At 67.9% G+C, this 15850-nt stretch carries 15 protein-coding genes and 1 pseudogene; 1 reads left to right on the top strand and 15 read right to left on the bottom strand.

What is annotated here, in order from left to right; genetic code table 11:
- Positions 1 to 138: 138 nt before the first annotated feature.
- The 7 genes and pseudogenes from lgt to A5759_RS23430 all read right to left on the bottom strand — a co-directional run bounded on the left by lgt (position 139) and on the right by A5759_RS23430 (position 8765).
- Positions 139 to 2988 (bottom strand): prolipoprotein diacylglyceryl transferase, encoded by a 2850-nt coding sequence (gene lgt / locus A5759_RS23460; protein WP_068201630.1) that lies wholly within the window; start codon positions 2986 to 2988, stop codon positions 139 to 141.
- Positions 2985 to 3800, bottom strand: a complete 816-nt coding sequence (trpA, locus tag A5759_RS23455; protein WP_197506178.1) for a tryptophan synthase subunit alpha — start codon at positions 3798 to 3800, stop codon at positions 2985 to 2987. Before trpA ends, lgt begins: the two co-directional genes overlap by 4 nt.
- On the bottom strand, positions 3770 to 5029 hold the full coding sequence (gene trpB, locus A5759_RS23450) for a tryptophan synthase subunit beta (protein ID WP_066850258.1): 1260 nt from the start codon (positions 5027 to 5029) through the stop codon (positions 3770 to 3772). The genes trpA and trpB overlap by 31 nt, the downstream gene beginning before the upstream one ends.
- Positions 5030 to 5032: 3 nt before the next feature.
- Positions 5033 to 5851: an indole-3-glycerol phosphate synthase TrpC gene (gene trpC / locus A5759_RS23445; RefSeq protein ID WP_064395570.1), complete on the bottom strand. Its 819-nt coding sequence runs from the start codon at positions 5849 to 5851 to the stop codon at positions 5033 to 5035.
- A gap of 77 nt (positions 5852 to 5928) precedes the next feature.
- Positions 5929 to 6519, bottom strand: a complete 591-nt coding sequence (locus A5759_RS23440; RefSeq protein ID WP_068201628.1) for a TIGR02234 family membrane protein — start codon at positions 6517 to 6519, stop codon at positions 5929 to 5931.
- On the bottom strand, positions 6516 to 8042 hold the full coding sequence (locus tag A5759_RS23435; protein WP_068201627.1) for an anthranilate synthase component I: 1527 nt from the start codon (positions 8040 to 8042) through the stop codon (positions 6516 to 6518). Before A5759_RS23435 ends, A5759_RS23440 begins: the two co-directional genes overlap by 4 nt.
- A 3-nt stretch (positions 8043 to 8045) precedes the next feature.
- Positions 8046 to 8765: pseudogene (locus A5759_RS23430) on the bottom strand (phytanoyl-CoA dioxygenase family protein).
- 158 nt (positions 8766 to 8923) lie between these two features.
- Here A5759_RS23430 and A5759_RS23425 point away from each other — a divergent pair.
- Positions 8924 to 9388: a peroxiredoxin gene (locus A5759_RS23425; protein ID WP_064426731.1), complete on the top strand. Its 465-nt coding sequence runs from the start codon at positions 8924 to 8926 to the stop codon at positions 9386 to 9388.
- Between the two features lie 18 nt (positions 9389 to 9406).
- Here A5759_RS23425 and hisI read toward each other — a convergent pair whose 3' ends face one another.
- The 8 genes from hisI to hisD are packed head-to-tail and all read right to left on the bottom strand — an operon-like array spanning position 9407 to position 15828.
- A complete protein-coding gene (gene hisI / locus A5759_RS23420; protein ID WP_068201622.1) occupies positions 9407 to 9757 on the bottom strand; it encodes a phosphoribosyl-AMP cyclohydrolase in 351 nt (116 codons plus the stop codon).
- Positions 9754 to 10536 carry an imidazole glycerol phosphate synthase subunit HisF gene (gene hisF, locus A5759_RS23415; protein WP_068201620.1) on the bottom strand — a complete coding sequence of 261 codons (783 nt, stop codon included), beginning with the start codon at positions 10534 to 10536 and terminating at the stop codon, positions 9754 to 9756. Before hisF ends, hisI begins: the two co-directional genes overlap by 4 nt.
- Positions 10536 to 11351: an inositol monophosphatase gene (locus A5759_RS23410; RefSeq protein WP_068201618.1), complete on the bottom strand. Its 816-nt coding sequence runs from the start codon at positions 11349 to 11351 to the stop codon at positions 10536 to 10538. Before A5759_RS23410 ends, hisF begins: the two co-directional genes overlap by 1 nt.
- Entirely contained in the window at positions 11351 to 12079 is a 729-nt protein-coding gene (gene priA / locus A5759_RS23405; RefSeq protein WP_197506187.1) for a bifunctional 1-(5-phosphoribosyl)-5-((5-phosphoribosylamino)methylideneamino)imidazole-4-carboxamide isomerase/phosphoribosylanthranilate isomerase PriA, read from the bottom strand. The genes A5759_RS23410 and priA overlap by 1 nt, the downstream gene beginning before the upstream one ends.
- Before the next feature lie 50 nt (positions 12080 to 12129).
- Positions 12130 to 12750, bottom strand: coding sequence for an imidazole glycerol phosphate synthase subunit HisH (hisH, locus tag A5759_RS23400; RefSeq protein WP_064428504.1), 621 nt, complete (start codon positions 12748 to 12750; stop codon positions 12130 to 12132).
- Positions 12747 to 13379, bottom strand: a complete 633-nt coding sequence (gene hisB / locus A5759_RS23395; protein ID WP_197506185.1) for an imidazoleglycerol-phosphate dehydratase HisB — start codon at positions 13377 to 13379, stop codon at positions 12747 to 12749. Before hisB ends, hisH begins: the two co-directional genes overlap by 4 nt.
- Positions 13358 to 14488 (bottom strand): histidinol-phosphate transaminase, encoded by a 1131-nt coding sequence (locus A5759_RS23390; protein ID WP_068201617.1) that lies wholly within the window; start codon positions 14486 to 14488, stop codon positions 13358 to 13360. Before A5759_RS23390 ends, hisB begins: the two co-directional genes overlap by 22 nt.
- Positions 14485 to 15828, bottom strand: a complete 1344-nt coding sequence (gene hisD, locus A5759_RS23385; protein ID WP_197506176.1) for a histidinol dehydrogenase — start codon at positions 15826 to 15828, stop codon at positions 14485 to 14487. Before hisD ends, A5759_RS23390 begins: the two co-directional genes overlap by 4 nt.
- Positions 15829 to 15850 lie beyond the last annotated feature (22 nt).

The following is a 15850-nucleotide window of genomic DNA, read 5'->3' as shown; positions in this document are numbered from 1 at the left end:
ACCAAGCGCTAGCCGACCGAACCCCCAAACAGGCCTACCTCGACAGCAAAACCCTGCCAACTTCTTGACTCAAGACACGAACCCACCGACAGCACAGCGCATTCGACAGTCGGGCTGTGGAGAACCCGGGAGAAAGGTCTAACCTCTCCGACGGCGGCGCAGCCACTTACGCACTCGCCCGCCGTCCGAGTCCTCGGCTTTGTTTGCGAGCTCTTCGGCTGCGGCTTTAGCCTCGACGGCTGCCTCGTGCGCCTCAGGAGCGTCTACGAGCGCATCGCTGGCGTCCTCACCTTCGACCGCGCCCACACTACTGACGTCATCAGCGTCGGAGTCGGGCGATTCTTCGCTCACCGCAACATCTTCCGTCGCTTCCGTGTCGGCCGACGCTTTGGCGTCGGCCTCACTTGCGTCGGTCTCGTCAGCTTCAGCCTCGGCCGCGTATGCCAACTCGTCCGCAACAGTCTCGCCTTCGACGGCCGACTCGTGTGCCTCAGGAGCGTCTGCGAGCGCGTCGCCGGCTTCCTCACCTTCGACCGCACCGATGCCACCGGTGTCAGCGGGTTCACCGACATCGGTCGCCTCGTCGCTTTCGTCGGCTTCAGCCTCGGCCGCGGCTGCCAACTCTTCGGCAACCGTCTCGCCCTCGACCGCCGACTCATGTGCGTCGGCAGCGTCTGCGAGGGCGTCTCCGGCTTCCTCACCTTCGACCGCACCGACACCACCTGCATCGGCGGGTTCACCGGCAACAGTCGGCTCGTCGCTTTCGTCGGCTTCAGCCTCGGCCGCTTCCGCCAACTCCTCGGCAACCGCCTCACCCTCGACGGCCGACTCGTGTGCGTCGGCAGCGTCTGCGAGGGCGTCGCTGGCCTCCTCACCCTCAACCGCACCGACACCACCTGCATCGTCGGGTTCACCGGCAACGACGGCTGCGTCGGCGTCAGCCTCGTCGGACTCGGTCTCGGCTTCGGCCTCGTCCGTCCCTTCGTCGGGTTCGTCAGCTTCAACCTTGTCAACCTTGTCAGCCGCTTCAGCCTCAGCCTCGTCCGCCAACTCTTCGGCGACTGCCTCACCCTCGACCGCCGACTCGTGGGCCTCCGCGGCGCCGACCAATGCGTCGCTGGCCTCCTCACCCTCAACCGCGCCCACGCCACCGGCGTCACCGGCTTCACCGGCCTCGGCGAACTCCTCCGCCTCGAGAATCTCCTCCGCCGGCGCCTGGTCCACACCCTCAGCCAGCGCCTCGGCCTCAGCGACCGCCTCCGTCTCGGGCACGCCAGCGTCGGGCTCGTCGATGGCTTCAGCCTCGGCCTCATCGGCCAACTCTTCGGCGGCTGCCTCACCCTCGACCGCCGACTCGTGGGCCTCGGCGGCGCCGACCAGCGCGTCGCTGGCCTCCTCACCCTCGACGGCACCCACACCGCCGGCCTCAACGACCGACTCCGCCTCGGCGGGCGCATCCGCTACCGCCGCACTGCTTACGTCGGCAGCTCCACTGGGCTCCTCCGCGACGTCCTTGCGCCCGCGCTTCGACCAGAACCGCAGCCTGCGCCGCGCCTTCGCCGGTGGCACCACAGTCGTCCGAGCCGCCGCCTCGTCTGCCAGATCCTCGGCCGCTGCCTCGCCCTCGACCGCAGATTCGTGGACCTCGGCGGCGTCGACCAGCGCGTCGCTGGCCTCCTCACCCTCGACCGCACCGACACCGCCCGTGTCGGCCGCTGCACCGGCCTCGGCGAACTCCTCCGCCTCGAGAATCTCCTCGGCAGGCGCCTCGTCCACCTCTTCGGCGAGAGCTTCAGCTTCTGCGACCGCCTCGATCTCAGTCTCGGGCTCTTCCGCCGATTCCTCGTCGCCCTCTGCTGCGAACTCCTCGGCCTCTTCCACGTCGTCCGCCGGCACACCTGCCACGTCCGCGCCGAGCTCCTCGGCCGACACGTCCTCGACCGGGACCTCCTCGCCCTCCGGAACATCTGCCGTGAGCGATTCGGCGTTCACCGCTTCCGAGGTTGCTTTCGATGTCTCGTCTTCGTCGGCGGCCGCAGCCTTGGCAGCCGCCACCACCCCTGTCGTCGAGGCCACGGCGGCCAGTTCCTCGGTCAGCTCCTCGACGGTCGTGCGTTCCGGCTGTGGCTCGCCCCGCAGGCTTGCGGGATCTTCGCGGCCCTTCGGCGCGGCCATGATGTAGACAACTGCGCCGATGAACACGAACGTCGCCGTGAAGGAGTTGATCCGGACGCCCTCGATCAGCGTCGCGTCGTCGACCCTCAACAGCTCAATCCAGAAGCGGCCCACGCAATAGCACGCGACATACAACGCGAACAGGCGGCCGTGGCCGAACTTGAAACGGCGATCGACGTAGATGAGAACCACGAAAACCAGCAGATTCCACAGCAGTTCGTACAGAAAAGTGGGGTGGACGAGGTGAACGACTTCACCGGTCGACACGCCGTTGAGATTGTCGATCATGCCGGATGAATCTCGGCGCTCGTAGATCTTCAGCGCCCAGGGCAGCGTCGTTTCGGCGCCCCACAGCTCCTGGTTGAAATAGTTGCCGAGGCGACCGATCCCTTGCGCGAGAATGATTCCGGGCGCGATCGCGTCCCCGAACGCGGGCAGCGGAATGCCTCTGCGCCGGCAGGCGATCCACGCGCCGACGGCACCGAACGCGACGGCTCCCCAGATTCCGAGACCGCCGTCCCAGATTCGGATCACGCCGGCCAACCCGGCACCGTTGTCCCCGAAGTAGCGCCACCAGTCGGTCGCCACATGGTAGAGCCGACCGCCGATCAATCCGAACGGCACGGCCCACAAGGCGATGTCGTAGATGACCCCGCGTTCGCCGCCGCGCGCTTCCCAGCGCCGGTCACCGATGATCAGCGCCGCCACAATGCCGACGATGATGCAGACCGCGTACGCCCGGATCGGCACGGGACCGAGCTGCCAGACGCCCTGAGCCGGGCTGGGGATGGCGGCCAAGACAGTCGTCGTCACGCAGTAACCCTTCGCCTGACGCCGTCGGCGAGTTCGGCTGTCAACGCTCCGACCGCCTCGACACCGTTCTGCAGCGCCGACACCAACGCCGATCCCACGATCACTCCGTCGGCGTAGGCACCGATCTCGGCTGCCTGGGCGCCCGACCGGACCCCAAGGCCCACGCCAACAGGGATATCCGAGACGGCCTTCACCCGGCGAACCAGTTCGGGCGCAGCCGTCGACACTGCGTCACGCGCACCGGTCACACCCATTGTCGATGCGGCGTAGACGAATCCGCGTGATGCCTGCACCGTCATCGTCAGCCGTTCCGGTGTGGATGATGGCGCCACCAAGAAGATCCGGTCTAAGTCGTAGGTCTCCGAGGCCGCGAGCCATTCGTCGGCTTCGTCGGGAATCAGATCGGGCGTGATCATCCCGAGGCCGCCCGCCGAGGCCAGATCTCGAGCGAATGCGTCGATACCCCACCGCAGCACGAGGTTCCAGTACGTCATCACCACGGCCCTGCCGCCGGCATTGGTGATCGCCTCGACCGCGGCCAGCGAGTCTCGCACCCGCACTCCCCCGCGCAGCGCCGCCTCGGTAGCCGCCGCGATCGTCGGGCCATCCATACCGGGATCGGAGTACGCGATGCCGACCTCCACGAGGTCGCACCCGTTCTCGACCAGTGCAGTCATCGCCGAGATCGAGCCGGGCACATCGGGAAATCCGGTCGGCAGGTAGCCGATCAGCGCGCTGCGCGCCTCGCTTCGGCACGTGTCGAACAACGGTGCCAGCCGACTCACGGTGCACCGTCCAGCAAGCCGAACCATTTCGCCGCGGTCTCGACGTCCTTGTCGCCACGTCCGGAAAGGTTCACCAGCACGATTGTTCCGGGCCCGAGCTCTTGCCCTAACTGCAAGGCACCCGCGAGTCCGTGCGCCGACTCGATCGCAGGAATGATCCCCTCCGTGCGGCACAGCAACGAGAACGCGTCCATTGCCTCGGTGTCGGTGATCGGCCGATACTCTGCGCGGCCGATGTCCTTGAGGAACGCGTGCTCCGGCCCGACCCCTGGATAATCCAAACCCGCTGAAATGGAATGTGATTCGATGGTCTGACCGTCTTCGTCCTGCAGCAGGTATGAGAATGAGCCTTGGAACGCACCCGGTGATCCCCCGGTGAAAGTCGCTGCGTGCCGTCCGGTTTCGACACCGTCACCGGCGGCTTCATAACCCACCAGCCGCACGTTGGGGTCATCGATGAACGCGTGGAAGATTCCGATCGCGTTGGATCCGCCGCCGACACAGGCCGTCACCGCATCGGGCAGCCGGCCCGCCTGCGCCTGGATCTGGGCGCGCGCCTCGAGTCCGATCACCCGCTGAAAGTCGCGCACCATCGTGGGAAACGGGTGGGGTCCGGCGGCTGTGCCGAAGCAGTAGTAGGTGTTGTCGGCGTTGGTCACCCAATCGCGGAACGCTTCGTTGATCGCGTCCTTCAATGTCTTCGAGCCCGCCTCGACCGACACCACCGTCGCCCCCAGAAGACGCATCCGCGCGACGTTCAACGCCTGGCGCGCCGTGTCGACGGCACCCATGTAGATGACGCACTCCAAGCCGAGCAGCGCGCACGCCGTCGCCGTCGCCACCCCGTGCTGCCCCGCGCCGGTCTCGGCGATCACGCGGGTCTTGCCCATCTGCCTGGCCAACAGGGCCTGGCCGAGGACGTTGTTGATTTTGTGGGATCCGGTGTGGTTGAGGTCTTCTCGCTTCAGAAAGATCCGCGCACCGCCGGCGTGCTCGGACAACCGTTCGGCTTCGTACAACGGCGAGGGACGTCCGCTGTAGTGCCGCTGCAGCCGATCCAACTCGTCGAGGAAGGTCTGGTCTCCACGCGCCTTCTCGTAAGCCGTGGTGACCTCTTCGATGACGGCCATCAGCGCCTCGGCGACGAATCTTCCGCCGTAGACGCCGAAGTGGCCACGCTCGTCGGGGTCGTGAGCGGTTGGCTCGGCTACGGCCGCGCTGGAACGGGGCAGCTCAGGCCCGGCGAGATCGGCCACTTCTCAACGCGCTGGTTTCGGGCACGACGGATGGGTGCCTGCGGTGACCAGATCGGCGACGGCGCTGCGGGGGTCACCACTGGTGACCAGGCCCTCGCCGACGAGCACAGCGTCAGCGCCCGCACCGGCGTACGCCAGCAGATCAGCGGTGCCGCGGACCCCGGACTCTGCGACGCGGATGACGTCGGTCGGCAATCCCGGAGCGATCCGCGCGAAGCAATCCCGGTCGACCTTCAACGTCTTGAGATCGCGTGCGTTGACGCCGATTACCGCGGCGCCGGCCGACAGCGCGCGGTCGGCCTCCTCCTCGGTGTGCACCTCGACCAGAGCGGTCATGCCCAGCGATTCCGTGCGCTCCAACAACGACTCCAGCACCGGCTGCTCCAACGCCGCGACGATGAGCAACAGCATGTCCGCGCCGTGGGCGCGCGCCTCGTGGATCTGGTAGGGCCGAACGATGAAATCCTTGCGCAGCACCGGAATTGATACCGCGGCGCGCACCGCGTCCAGGTCCTCGAGCGATCCGTTGAAGCGACGCTGTTCGGTGAGCACGCTGATGATGCGCGCACCACCGCTTTCGTAGGCACTCGCGAGTTCGGCCGGATCCCCGATGGGGGCCAGCTCGCCGCGCGAGGGGCTCGCGCGCTTCACCTCGGCGATCACCGCGATCCCCGGGGCGCGCAGCGCGGCCATCACGTCCAGCGGGGGCGGCGCGTCCTTGGCCTTGGCTTTGATGTCGGCGAGCGGGATGAGGGCCTCGCGGGCGGCGACGTCGGCTCGGACTCCCTCGATGATCGAGTCGAGTACCGTCGCCGAACTCATGAGTGCCGCTTCCCTTCCCCCGGAAACACCGAACGATCTTCAACCACGAAGGGTAGCCGCCAACACAACACCGCCGATCACCGGCCCTTGTTGTCCGGATTCGTCGCATCCTGCGTTGGATCGGAACCCGCGTCGAGGGCGTCCCAGATCGCGCGTTCGGACATCTCGCCTGCGGGTTCGTCGGGTTGCGGGGCGCGTCGCGAGTAGCGGGCCGCGCCGGAGCACTCACGGGCCGCAGACCGCATCAACAACACCGCGCAGGCCAGCGCAACCACCGCGGCGACCACAGTGATCACTGCTCCCGTGTAGTGCCGCTGGGTACCGACCAGATCCGCAACCGGCGCCTCCGCGATGTGCGAGGCGCGTACCGCTACATCCCGAATGACCCACAGGCTGATGGCCAGATACGCGGTCCCGGCGCTGGCCGCGGCAACGAGCAGAGCCAGCAGCCGCAGCGGCCATCCCCGCACCGCCAAGGCGGCGACCGCGGCGGCCAGCAGGAGCACCGCCAGCGGGATCAGGGCGGTCGACCAGGTGCTGCCGGACAGGGCGACCGTCTTCGGCTCGCCGAGGCCGTCGAACGAGGTCACCTCGACCCAGGTCATCCGCGACGCCACCCACAGCCCTGCCGCCGCGAGCACGAGACCGAGTTGGGCGACCCTGATCATGGCTCGGTCAGCGTCTCAGCGGCGGCGATGGCATTGAGCACAGCGCGGGCCTTGTTCGCCGCCTCGGTGTACTCGTAGGGACCGTTGGAATCCGCGACGACTCCACCGCCCGCCTGCACGTACGCGGTGCCGTCGCGCATCAGGGCGGTGCGGATGGCGATCGCGAAGTCGGCGTTGCCCGCGAAGTCGAGATATCCCAGCACCCCGCCGTACAGGCCACGACGCGTCTTCTCGACCTCCTCGATCAGCTCCATCGCCCGGACCTTCGGAGCGCCCGAAAGCGTGCCTGCCGGGAAACAGGCGGTCACCGCGTCCAGTGCGGTCTTGCCGTCGGCCAGCAAGCCCGTCACCGTCGACACCAGGTGCATGACGTGGCTGTAGCGCTCGATGTGGCTGTAGTCCTCGACGCGTACGGTGCCGGGCCGGCAGACCCGGCCCAGATCGTTGCGGCCCAGATCGACGAGCATCAGATGCTCGGCGCGTTCCTTCTCGTCGGCCTGCAGCTCTTTCTCGAGCAACAGGTCCTCCTCTTCGGTCGCGCCGCGCCAGCGCGTACCAGCGATCGGATGTGTGGTCGCCCGCCCGTCCTTGACCGTCACCAACGCCTCCGGGCTGGAGCCGACGACCGAGAAGTCCGGTCCACCAGCGGCATTCGGCACGTTGAGCAGATACATGTACGGGCTGGGGTTGGTCACCCGCAGCATCCGGTACACGTCAAGCGGATCGGCCTCGGTTTCCATCTCGAACCGTTGCGACGGCACGACCTGAAACGCCTCGCCGGCCTCGATGTCGCGCACCAGCTTCTCGACGATGGCCTCGTACTCCTCGAGCGTGCGCTGAGCGCGGTGCAACGGCTCGGGGCGGCTGAACGTCGCGACCGCCGACGGCAGGTGCTCACCGAGCGCGGCGGTCATCACGTCGAGGCGGGCCACCGCGTCGTCGTAGGCCCAGTCCACCCGCTCGTCGGTGCCGTTCCAGTTGACCGCGTTGGCGATCAGCGTGATCGTGCCCTCGTGGTGGTCGACCGCCGCGATGTCGGTGGCCAACAGCAGCAGCATGTCCGGAAGGCCGAGATCGTCGACGGCCAGCGAGGGAAGCTTCTCCAGGCGCCGGACCATGTCGTAGGCGAAGAAGCCGACGAGCCCGCTCGACAGCGGCGGCAAGCCCGGCACCGGTTCGGTCTTGAGGAGCTCCAGCGTCGCGCGCAGCGCCTGCAGCGGGTCACCGCCCTGCGGCGCGTCCTGTGGCGTCGCGCCCAACCACACGGCCTCACCGTTACGAACGGTGAGCGCCGATGGCGCACCGGCCCCGATGAACGACCAGCGCGACCACGAACGGCCGTTCTCCGCCGATTCCAGCAGGAACGTTCCCGGCCGGTTGGCGGCCAGTTTGCGGTACGCCGACAGCGGGGTCTCGCTGTCGGCGAGGACCTTGCGGGTCACCGGCACCACGCGATGCTCAGCGGCCAGCGCGCGGAAGTCCTCCCGCGAGGTGGTGATCGCGAGGTCGGCCGTGGTCTGCACGGGTCAAGTGTCCCAGACGCACCCCAGTGCCGACGACGACGCGGGCGTGAGCGGGCGGGTCAGCAGGATCGGCGACTGCGCCATGAACCGCGGCGTCTTGCCGCGATGCTCGTCGGCGGCGTGCACGGTGAACGGGTGCAGCACGTACATGTCGCCGGGCTAACCTGTGGCGTCCACCACGGGACGAGCCGCGCTCGCTTCGTCGACGAGCCGGCCCATCTCGGCGAGTGCGACGGGTTCGGGACCGAGCACCTGGGCCACGTCGCGGTGCGAGCCCGCCCTGATCCGCGTCGGTGCGTCATCCGGGCCCACATCGGACAGCACGGCGAGCAACAGCACGGTCTGCGGTCGTCCGGTGACCACCCATGCCCCGTCGGCTTGGGGCGTGTTCGCGTCGATGTGCCATCCGCGGTCGTCGTCGGCCCGAGATACCGGGAAACGCACGGGGATGTTGCCCAGCGCGCCGCGCGGCGACCAACCGCCGGGACCGCAGATGCGATCCAACGCCGCAGCCAGTTTCGGGCTCGCCATCAGTTCGCCGAACGGTCCCGCGCCCGTCATGTCGCTGGCCCAGTAGACGGGCTTGAGCCATTTCTCGGGCTCGTCCGGCGACAAACCGAGTTGCTGCCACAGCGCCGTTCGCGCCGCATCGGCGACGCCGCGCGGAGCGGCCCCGTCGATCTTCAGATAGCCGTCGGTACAGAAGGCGTCGAGATCCACCATCGAGGCGAGGTTCTCACGGTAACCGCGTCCCGCACCAACGATTTTCGGTGGCCGAAACCGACGCAATGGTCGATCCGACTGCCCGAAACCAGCCAAAATGTCGGTCTGGTGGTCGCGCGGCGCGGTCGCGCGATCACTCGCGGCGTAGCGTGACCACCATGAAAAAGGGTGACCGAGTTGCCGAGTTCGAATTGCCGGACCAGACGGGCACAGTGCGAAGCCTCAGCGAGTTGCTCGCCGACGGCCCGATTGTGTTGTTCTTCTATCCCGCCGCGATGACTCCGGGATGCACCAAGGAGGCCTGTCACTTCCGCGATCTGGCCGCGGAGTTCGCCGCCGTCGGTGCCAAGCGCGTCGGAATCAGCACCGACGCGGTCGACAAGCAGGCGAGGTTCGCCGACAAGGAGCGGTTCGACTACCCGCTGCTGTCGGATGCCGACGGCGCCGTCGCAACGCGATTCGGCGTGAAGCGGGGTCTGCTCGGCAAGTTCATGCCTGTCAAGCGGACCACCTTCGTGATCGACACCGACCGCACGATCCTGGCCGTGATCGCATCGGAGATCAGCATGGACAGCCACGCCGACAAGGCTCTCGAGGTGCTGCGCCAGCGCCAGTCGGCATGACACCGGTGGTCGAACTCGTCAGCCGTTCTCCGGTGTGAGCAACACATCCGCGTCGAAGCAGGTGTGATCGCCCGTGTGACAGGCGCCGCCGACCTGATCGACCTCCAGCAGCACGGTGTCGCCGTCGCAGTCGAGCCGCACCGAGTGGACGTATTGGGTGTGGCCCGACGTCTCGCCCTTGACCCAGTGCTGTTGCCGAGAGCGCGAATAGTAAGTCCCGCGGCGGGTTTTCAGTGTGCGGGCCAGCGCGAGATCGTCCATCCAGGCCACCATCAGCACCTGCCCGGTACCGCGCTCCTGGACGACGGCGGTGATCAATCCGTTGGCGTCGCGCTTGAGTCGCGACGCGATGTCTGCATCGAGCGTCATCGCACGGTTATCCCTTCGGCCGCCATCGCCGCTTTCACCTCTGCGATGGTGAGCTCTCGGAAATGGAACACGCTGGCGGCCAGCACCGCATCCGCCCCCGAGGCGATGGCGGGTGCGAAATGCTCGGGTGCCCCCGCGCCGCCGCTGGCGATCACCGGCACGTTGACGGCTCCGCGAACCGCCTCGATCATCGGCAGATCGAAACCGGCCTTGGTGCCGTCGAAGTCCATCGAGTTCAGCAGGATCTCGCCGACGCCGAGTTCGGCCCCCCGCGTTGCCCATTCGACAGCGTCGAAGCCGGTCCCCCGGCGCCCGCCGTGGGTGGTGACCTCCCACCCCGACGGCGTCGGCTCTTGATCCTGCGGCACCGTGCGGGCGTCGACCGACAGCACGATGCACTGTGACCCGAACTGCCGCGACAATTCGGCGAGGAGTTCCGGGCGAGCGATGGCCGCGGTGTTGACCGCGACCTTGTCCGCCCCCGCGCGCAGCAGCACGTCCACGTCGGCCACCGACCGCACCCCGCCGCCGACCGTCAACGGGATGAACACCTGCTCGGCGGTGCGTTTGACCACCTCGAGCATGGTCGCCCGCCCCGAGGACGACGCCGTCACGTCGAGGAAGGTCAGTTCGTCGGCGCCCTCGGCGTCGTAGGCCGCCGCCAACTCGACGGGATCGCCTGCGTCACGCAGGTTTGCGAAGTTGACACCTTTGACCACACGGCCGTCGTCGACATCCAGGCACGGGATGACCCGCACGGCCAGCTCCTTGCCGTCCATCAGAAGTCCTTGGGATCGCCGACCGAACGAAGCAGATCGAGCAGTTCTTCGTGCACACCGGGGCCGCCGGCGAGGGCAGATGGGCAGTCCACGGTCCAGTCGTTGCCTGCGAGGTCGGTCACGACACCACCCACCGCGCGGATCAACGCCACTCCCGCGGCGTGGTCCCACACGTGGCCACCGAAACTGATTGCACCGCCGAGGATTGCGGCTGCCGTGTAGGCCAGGTCGATGCCGGTGGCCCCGTGCATGCGCATGCGTGAGCACTTGCGGCTGAGGCTCTCGATGACGGCGAGTCGGTAGCGTCCCGGCACCCTGCCGCGGGAGTCGACGCTGAACGTGCTGACTCCGACCATCGAGTCGGACAGCGCTGCCCGGTTCAGCATCGGCAACTCGACGCCGTTGCTGCGCAAAGGCCCTCCGACCACGGCGGTGAACCGCTCCTGGGTGAAGGGCACCCAGGTGAGTCCGGCCACCGGCTCCCCATCCCGCACCAGGCCCAACAGGATCGCCGCCATCGGCGAACCGGCGGCGTAGTTGAAGGTGCCGTCGATCGGATCGAGCACCCACACCAGCGGCGACTTGAGATCCGCGCCGCCGAATTCCTCGCCGTGCACCTCGATCCCGGTTCTGGCGGTCAACGCCTCGACGACCTGTCGTTCGATGGCCAGGTCCACCTCGGTGGCGAAGTCGTCGCCCTTCTTCTGCACCGCGGAATCTGCGCGGTGGCCGTCGATGAACGGGACGGCTGCATCGTCGAGGATCTGCGCGGCCTCGGCGACCAGAGCGTCGAGGTCGGCCGCATCCAGGGCCATTACCGCTCCACCGCGGCCAGGGCCTCAGGCAGGGTGAATCGACGGGCGTACAACGCTTTTCCGACGATCGCCCCCTCGACTCCTCGGTCGGTCAGCGTGGCGATCGCCTGCAGGTCGTCGAGGCTCGACACGCCCCCGGACGCGATCACCGGCGCGTCGGTGCGGTCGGTAACCTGCGACAGCAGTTCGAGGTTGGGCCCCTTGAGCGTGCCGTCCTTGGTGACGTCGGTGACGACGAAGCGCGAACAGCCTTCTCGGTCAAGGCGTTCCAGGACCTCCCAGAGGTCTCCGCCGTCGGTCTCCCATCCGCGCCCGCGGAGGCGGTGGTCTCCATCGACGATCTTCACGTCCAGACCGACCGCGACCTTCTCGCCGTGTTCGGCGACGACCTTCGCGCACCACTGCGGGTTCTCCAGCGCCGCGGTGCCGAGGTTCACCCGCGCACAGCCGGTGGCGAGCGCCGCCGACAGTGACTCGTCGTCGCGGATGCCGCCGGACAACTCGACCGCCACGTCGAGCTTGCCGACCACCTCGGCCAACAGTTCTCGGTTGCTGCCCCGGCCGAACGCGGCGTCGAGGTCGACGAGGTGAATCCACTCCGCGCCGTCACGCTGCCACGTCAGCGCGGCCTCCAGCGCGGAGCCGTATTCGGTCTCACTGCCGGCCTGGCCCTGCACCAGACGCACAGCGCGGCCCGCGACCACATCGACGGCGGGCAGAAGAATCAAACGTTTCGGCACCGTGGTGGTCTCCTCTTCGCGCGAGCGCTCATCGGTGGTCAACCTAATGCCTTCACCCAGTTGGCGAGTAACGCGGCACCGGCGTCGCCGCTCTTCTCCGGGTGGAACTGCGTGGCCGACAGTGGCCCGTCCTCGACGGCGGCCAGGAACGGCACGTGGTGCGTGGCCCATGTCAGTTTCGCGGCCGGGTCGCCCTCCCACTGCTGGGCGGCGTACGAGTGCACGAAATAGAAGCGGGTGTCCGCCTCCATTCCGGCGAACAATGTGCTGGCTGCGGGCGCGTCGACCACGTTCCAGCCCATGTGCGGGATCACCGGCGCGTCGAGTCGCACCACCGCACCGGGCCATTGGCCGCAGCCGGTGGTCTCGACCCCGAACTCCACGCCGCGGGAGAACAAAATCTGCATACCGACACAGACGCCGAGCACGGGGCGCCCGGCCGCCACCCGGTCGGCGATCAGCTTCGGGCCGTCGATCTTGCGCAGGCCGGCCATGCACGCCTCGAAGGCGCCGACGCCGGGCACCACGAGGCCGTCGGCGTTCATCGCGGCGTCGGCGTCGGATGTCACCGTGACGTCGGCACCGACGCGCTCCAAAGCGCGTTGAGCGGACCGAAGGTTGCCCGAACCGTAATCCAGTATCACGACTTTGGTTGTCACAGAGTGCCTTTCGTCGACGGCACACCGGTCACCCGCGGGTCGTACTCGACAGCTTGGCGCAGCGCGCGTGCGACGGCCTTGTACTGCGCCTCGGTGATGTGGTGGGGGTCGCGTCCGTAGATCGTGCGCACGTGCAGCGCAATGCGCGCATTCATCGCCACCGACTCGAACACGTGCCGGTTGACCACGGTGTGGTACGGCGCCGAGGAACCGGCGATCGTGAAGTGCAGCATGTGATCCGGTTCGCCGGTGTGCACGCAGTACGCCCGGCCCGATACATCGACGGCGGCGTGCGCGAGGGTCTCGTCCATCGGGATCCACGCGTCGCCGAACCGGCGGATACCCTTCTTGTCGCCCAGCGCCTGCCCGAGGGCCTGCCCCAGCACGATCGCGGTGTCCTCGATGGTGTGGTGGCCTTCGATCTCGACGTCACCCTTGGCCCGCACGGTCAGGTCGAAACTCGCGTGACTGCCAAGGGCGGTCAGCATGTGGTCGAAGAACGGCACACCGGTGTCGACGTGCACCTGCCCGGTGCCGTCCAGGTTCAGTTCGACGACGATGTCGGACTCTTTGGTCTTACGCTCGATCGTCGCGCGGCGGGGTTCGTTCACGGTGCTCCTACTGGGGATAGTTCGGTCTCGGCCAGGCGCGCGCTGGCGGCCAGCAGCGCGTCGTTCTCCTCGGCCAGACCGGTGGTGGCGCGCAGATAGCCGGGGATGCCGACGTCGCGGACGAGGATGCCCGCGTCCAGGTAGCGCTGCCAGGTGGCGGGGGCGTCGGCGAACTCGCCGAACAGCACGAAGTTGGCATCGCTGTCGATCACTCGGAAACCCATCTCCGACAGGGCTTCTGTGACGCGGTTGCGTTCGGCGATGAGAGTGGCGACGCTGCCGAGGGTGTCGTCGGCGTGGCGCAGCGCGGCGCGGGCGGCGGCCTGCGTCACCGACGACAGGTGATACGGCAGGCGGACGAGCAGCATCGCGTCGATCACCGCGGGTGCGGCGATCAGATACCCGAGTCGACCGCCGGCGAACGCGAACGCCTTGCTCATCGTGCGGGTGACCACGAGCCGGGTTGGATACTCGTCGATCAGACGCACCGCGCTGGGCTGTGACGAGAACTCGCCGTACGCTTCGTCGACGATCATCATGCCGGTGCTCATCGCGTCGAGCAGCCGGCGGAGATCGTCAAGCGGAACGCTTTGTCCCGAAGGATTATTCGGACTCGCAATGAACACGATGTCGGGGGTGTGCCGCTTGACCGCGTGCACCGCCACGTCGATGTCGAGGCTGAAGTCATCGGCCCGGTTGGCCACCAGCCACTGGGTCTGCGTGCCGTCGGAGATGATCGGGTGCATCGAGTAGGAGGGCACGAATCCGATCGCGCTGCGGCCCGGCCCGCCGAAGGCCTGCAGGAGTTGCTGCAGGATTTCGTTGGAACCGTTTGCCGCCCAGAGGTTTTCAACGGTCAGCGGAGTTCGGGTCTGCGCCGAGAGGTAAGCAGCCAGATCGGTGCGCAGCGCCACCGCATCGCGGTCCGGGTACCGATGCAGCTCCCCCGCGACCGCGGCGACGGACGCCGTCACATCGTCGATCAGGGCCTGGGTCGGCGGATGCGGGTTCTCATTGGTGTTCAACCGCACCGGGACGTCCAATTGGGGTGCGCCGTACGGCGATTTACCGCGCAGATCGGCCCGCAGCGGTAGATCGTCGAGCGTCGCCTTCTTTCCGAGCGTCACCTTTCGAACCTCCGCCGCACCGCTTCACCGTGCGCGGGCAGATTCTCGGCTTCGGCAAGAGTAATCACGTAGCCGGAAACGTCTTTCAGAGCTGCCTCGTCGTAATCGACGACGTGGATACCGCGCAGGAACGTCTGCACCGACAACCCGCTGGAGTGACGGGCACAGCCCGCGGTGGGCAGCACGTGGTTGGATCCCGCACAGTAGTCACCGAGGCTGACCGGTGCATACGGGCCGACGAAAATGGCGCCAGCGGAACGGATTCGACCGGCCACCTCGCGGGCGTCGAGGGTCTGGATCTCGAGGTGCTCGGCAGCGTAGGCGTTCACGGTTCGGATGCCGGCCTCGAGATCGTCGACGAGCACGATGGCGGACTGCTTTCCGCGCAGCGCGGCGGTGACCCGCTCGCGGTGCACCGTCGTCTGTAGCTGGTTGGCCAACTCGCGGTCCGTTGCGTCGGCCAACTCCACGCTCGGGGTGACCAGCACGCTGGCCGCCATCTCGTCATGTTCGGCCTGGCTGATCAGATCCGCGGCGACGTGGGTGGGGTCGGCGGTGTGGTCGGCCAGGATCGCGATTTCGGTGGGTCCGGCTTCGGCGTCGATGCCGACCTGCGAGCGGCAGATGCGCTTGGCGGCGGTGACGTAGATGTTGCCCGGGCCCGTGATCATGTCGACCGGCGCAAGTTCGGCGCCGTCGGTGTCGGCGCCGCCGTATGCCAGCAGCGCGATGGACTGCGCCCCGCCGACCGCCCAGACCTCGTCGACGCCCAGCAGCGCGGCGGCGGCCAGGATGGTCGGGTGCGGCAGGCCGCCGAACTCCGCCTGCGGCGGGCTGGCGATCACCAGCGAGTCGACACCCGCGGTCTGCGCAGGCACGACATTCATCACGACGCTGGATGGGTAGACCGCGTTGCCGCCGGGCACGTACAGGCCGACGCGCTCGACCGGTACCCAACGTTCGGTGACCGTGGCGCCCGGGGCGAGCGTCGTCGTCGTATCGATACGGCGCTGGTCGGCGTGGACCGCGCGGGCGCGTTCGATGGCGACCTCGAGCGCGGCGCGGACATCGGTGGGCAGTTCGGCGAGGGCCTTCTGCAGCTCAGAAGCCGGTACGCGAACCTGCGCGGGGCGCACACCGTCGAACGATTCGCCGTATTCCAGCGCCGCCTCGGCTCCGCGTGCGGCGACCGCGTCGACGATCGGGCGCACCTTTGGCACCACCGTGTCCACGTCCACGCCGCCGCGCGGCAGGGCGGATCGCAAGCGCGCGGCAGAAAGCTGCGCACCCCGCAGATCGATGCGGGCGATCGGGCCCGGCGATAGATTCACGGTGTCCATTCTCCCAGAGCAGACCAAATTG

This window comes from Mycobacterium sp. 852014-52144_SCH5372336, assembly GCF_001665615.1.
GTDB classification, from domain to species: domain Bacteria; phylum Actinomycetota; class Actinomycetes; order Mycobacteriales; family Mycobacteriaceae; genus Mycobacterium; species Mycobacterium neumannii_A.
This window is presented reverse-complemented; position numbering and strand designations above follow the sequence as displayed.

Coding starts and splice junctions, on each gene's coding strand:
- hisD (WP_197506176.1), bottom strand. CDS start 15,828: ATGGACACCGTGAATCTATCGCCGGGCCCGATCGCCCGCATCGATCTG.
- hisF (WP_068201620.1), bottom strand. CDS start 10,536: ATGGACGGCAAGGAGCTGGCCGTGCGGGTCATCCCGTGCCTGGATGTC.
- A5759_RS23410 (WP_068201618.1), bottom strand. CDS start 11,351: ATGGCCCTGGATGCGGCCGACCTCGACGCTCTGGTCGCCGAGGCCGCG.
- trpC (WP_064395570.1), bottom strand. CDS start 5,851: ATGAGTTCGGCGACGGTACTCGACTCGATCATCGAGGGAGTCCGAGCC.
- hisI (WP_068201622.1), bottom strand. CDS start 9,757: ATGACGCTCGATGCAGACATCGCGTCGCGACTCAAGCGCGACGCCAAC.
- A5759_RS23425 (WP_064426731.1), top strand. CDS start 8,924: ATGAAAAAGGGTGACCGAGTTGCCGAGTTCGAATTGCCGGACCAGACG.
- trpA (WP_197506178.1), bottom strand. CDS start 3,800: ATGGTTCGGCTTGCTGGACGGTGCACCGTGAGTCGGCTGGCACCGTTG.
- A5759_RS23440 (WP_068201628.1), bottom strand. CDS start 6,519: ATGATCAGGGTCGCCCAACTCGGTCTCGTGCTCGCGGCGGCAGGGCTG.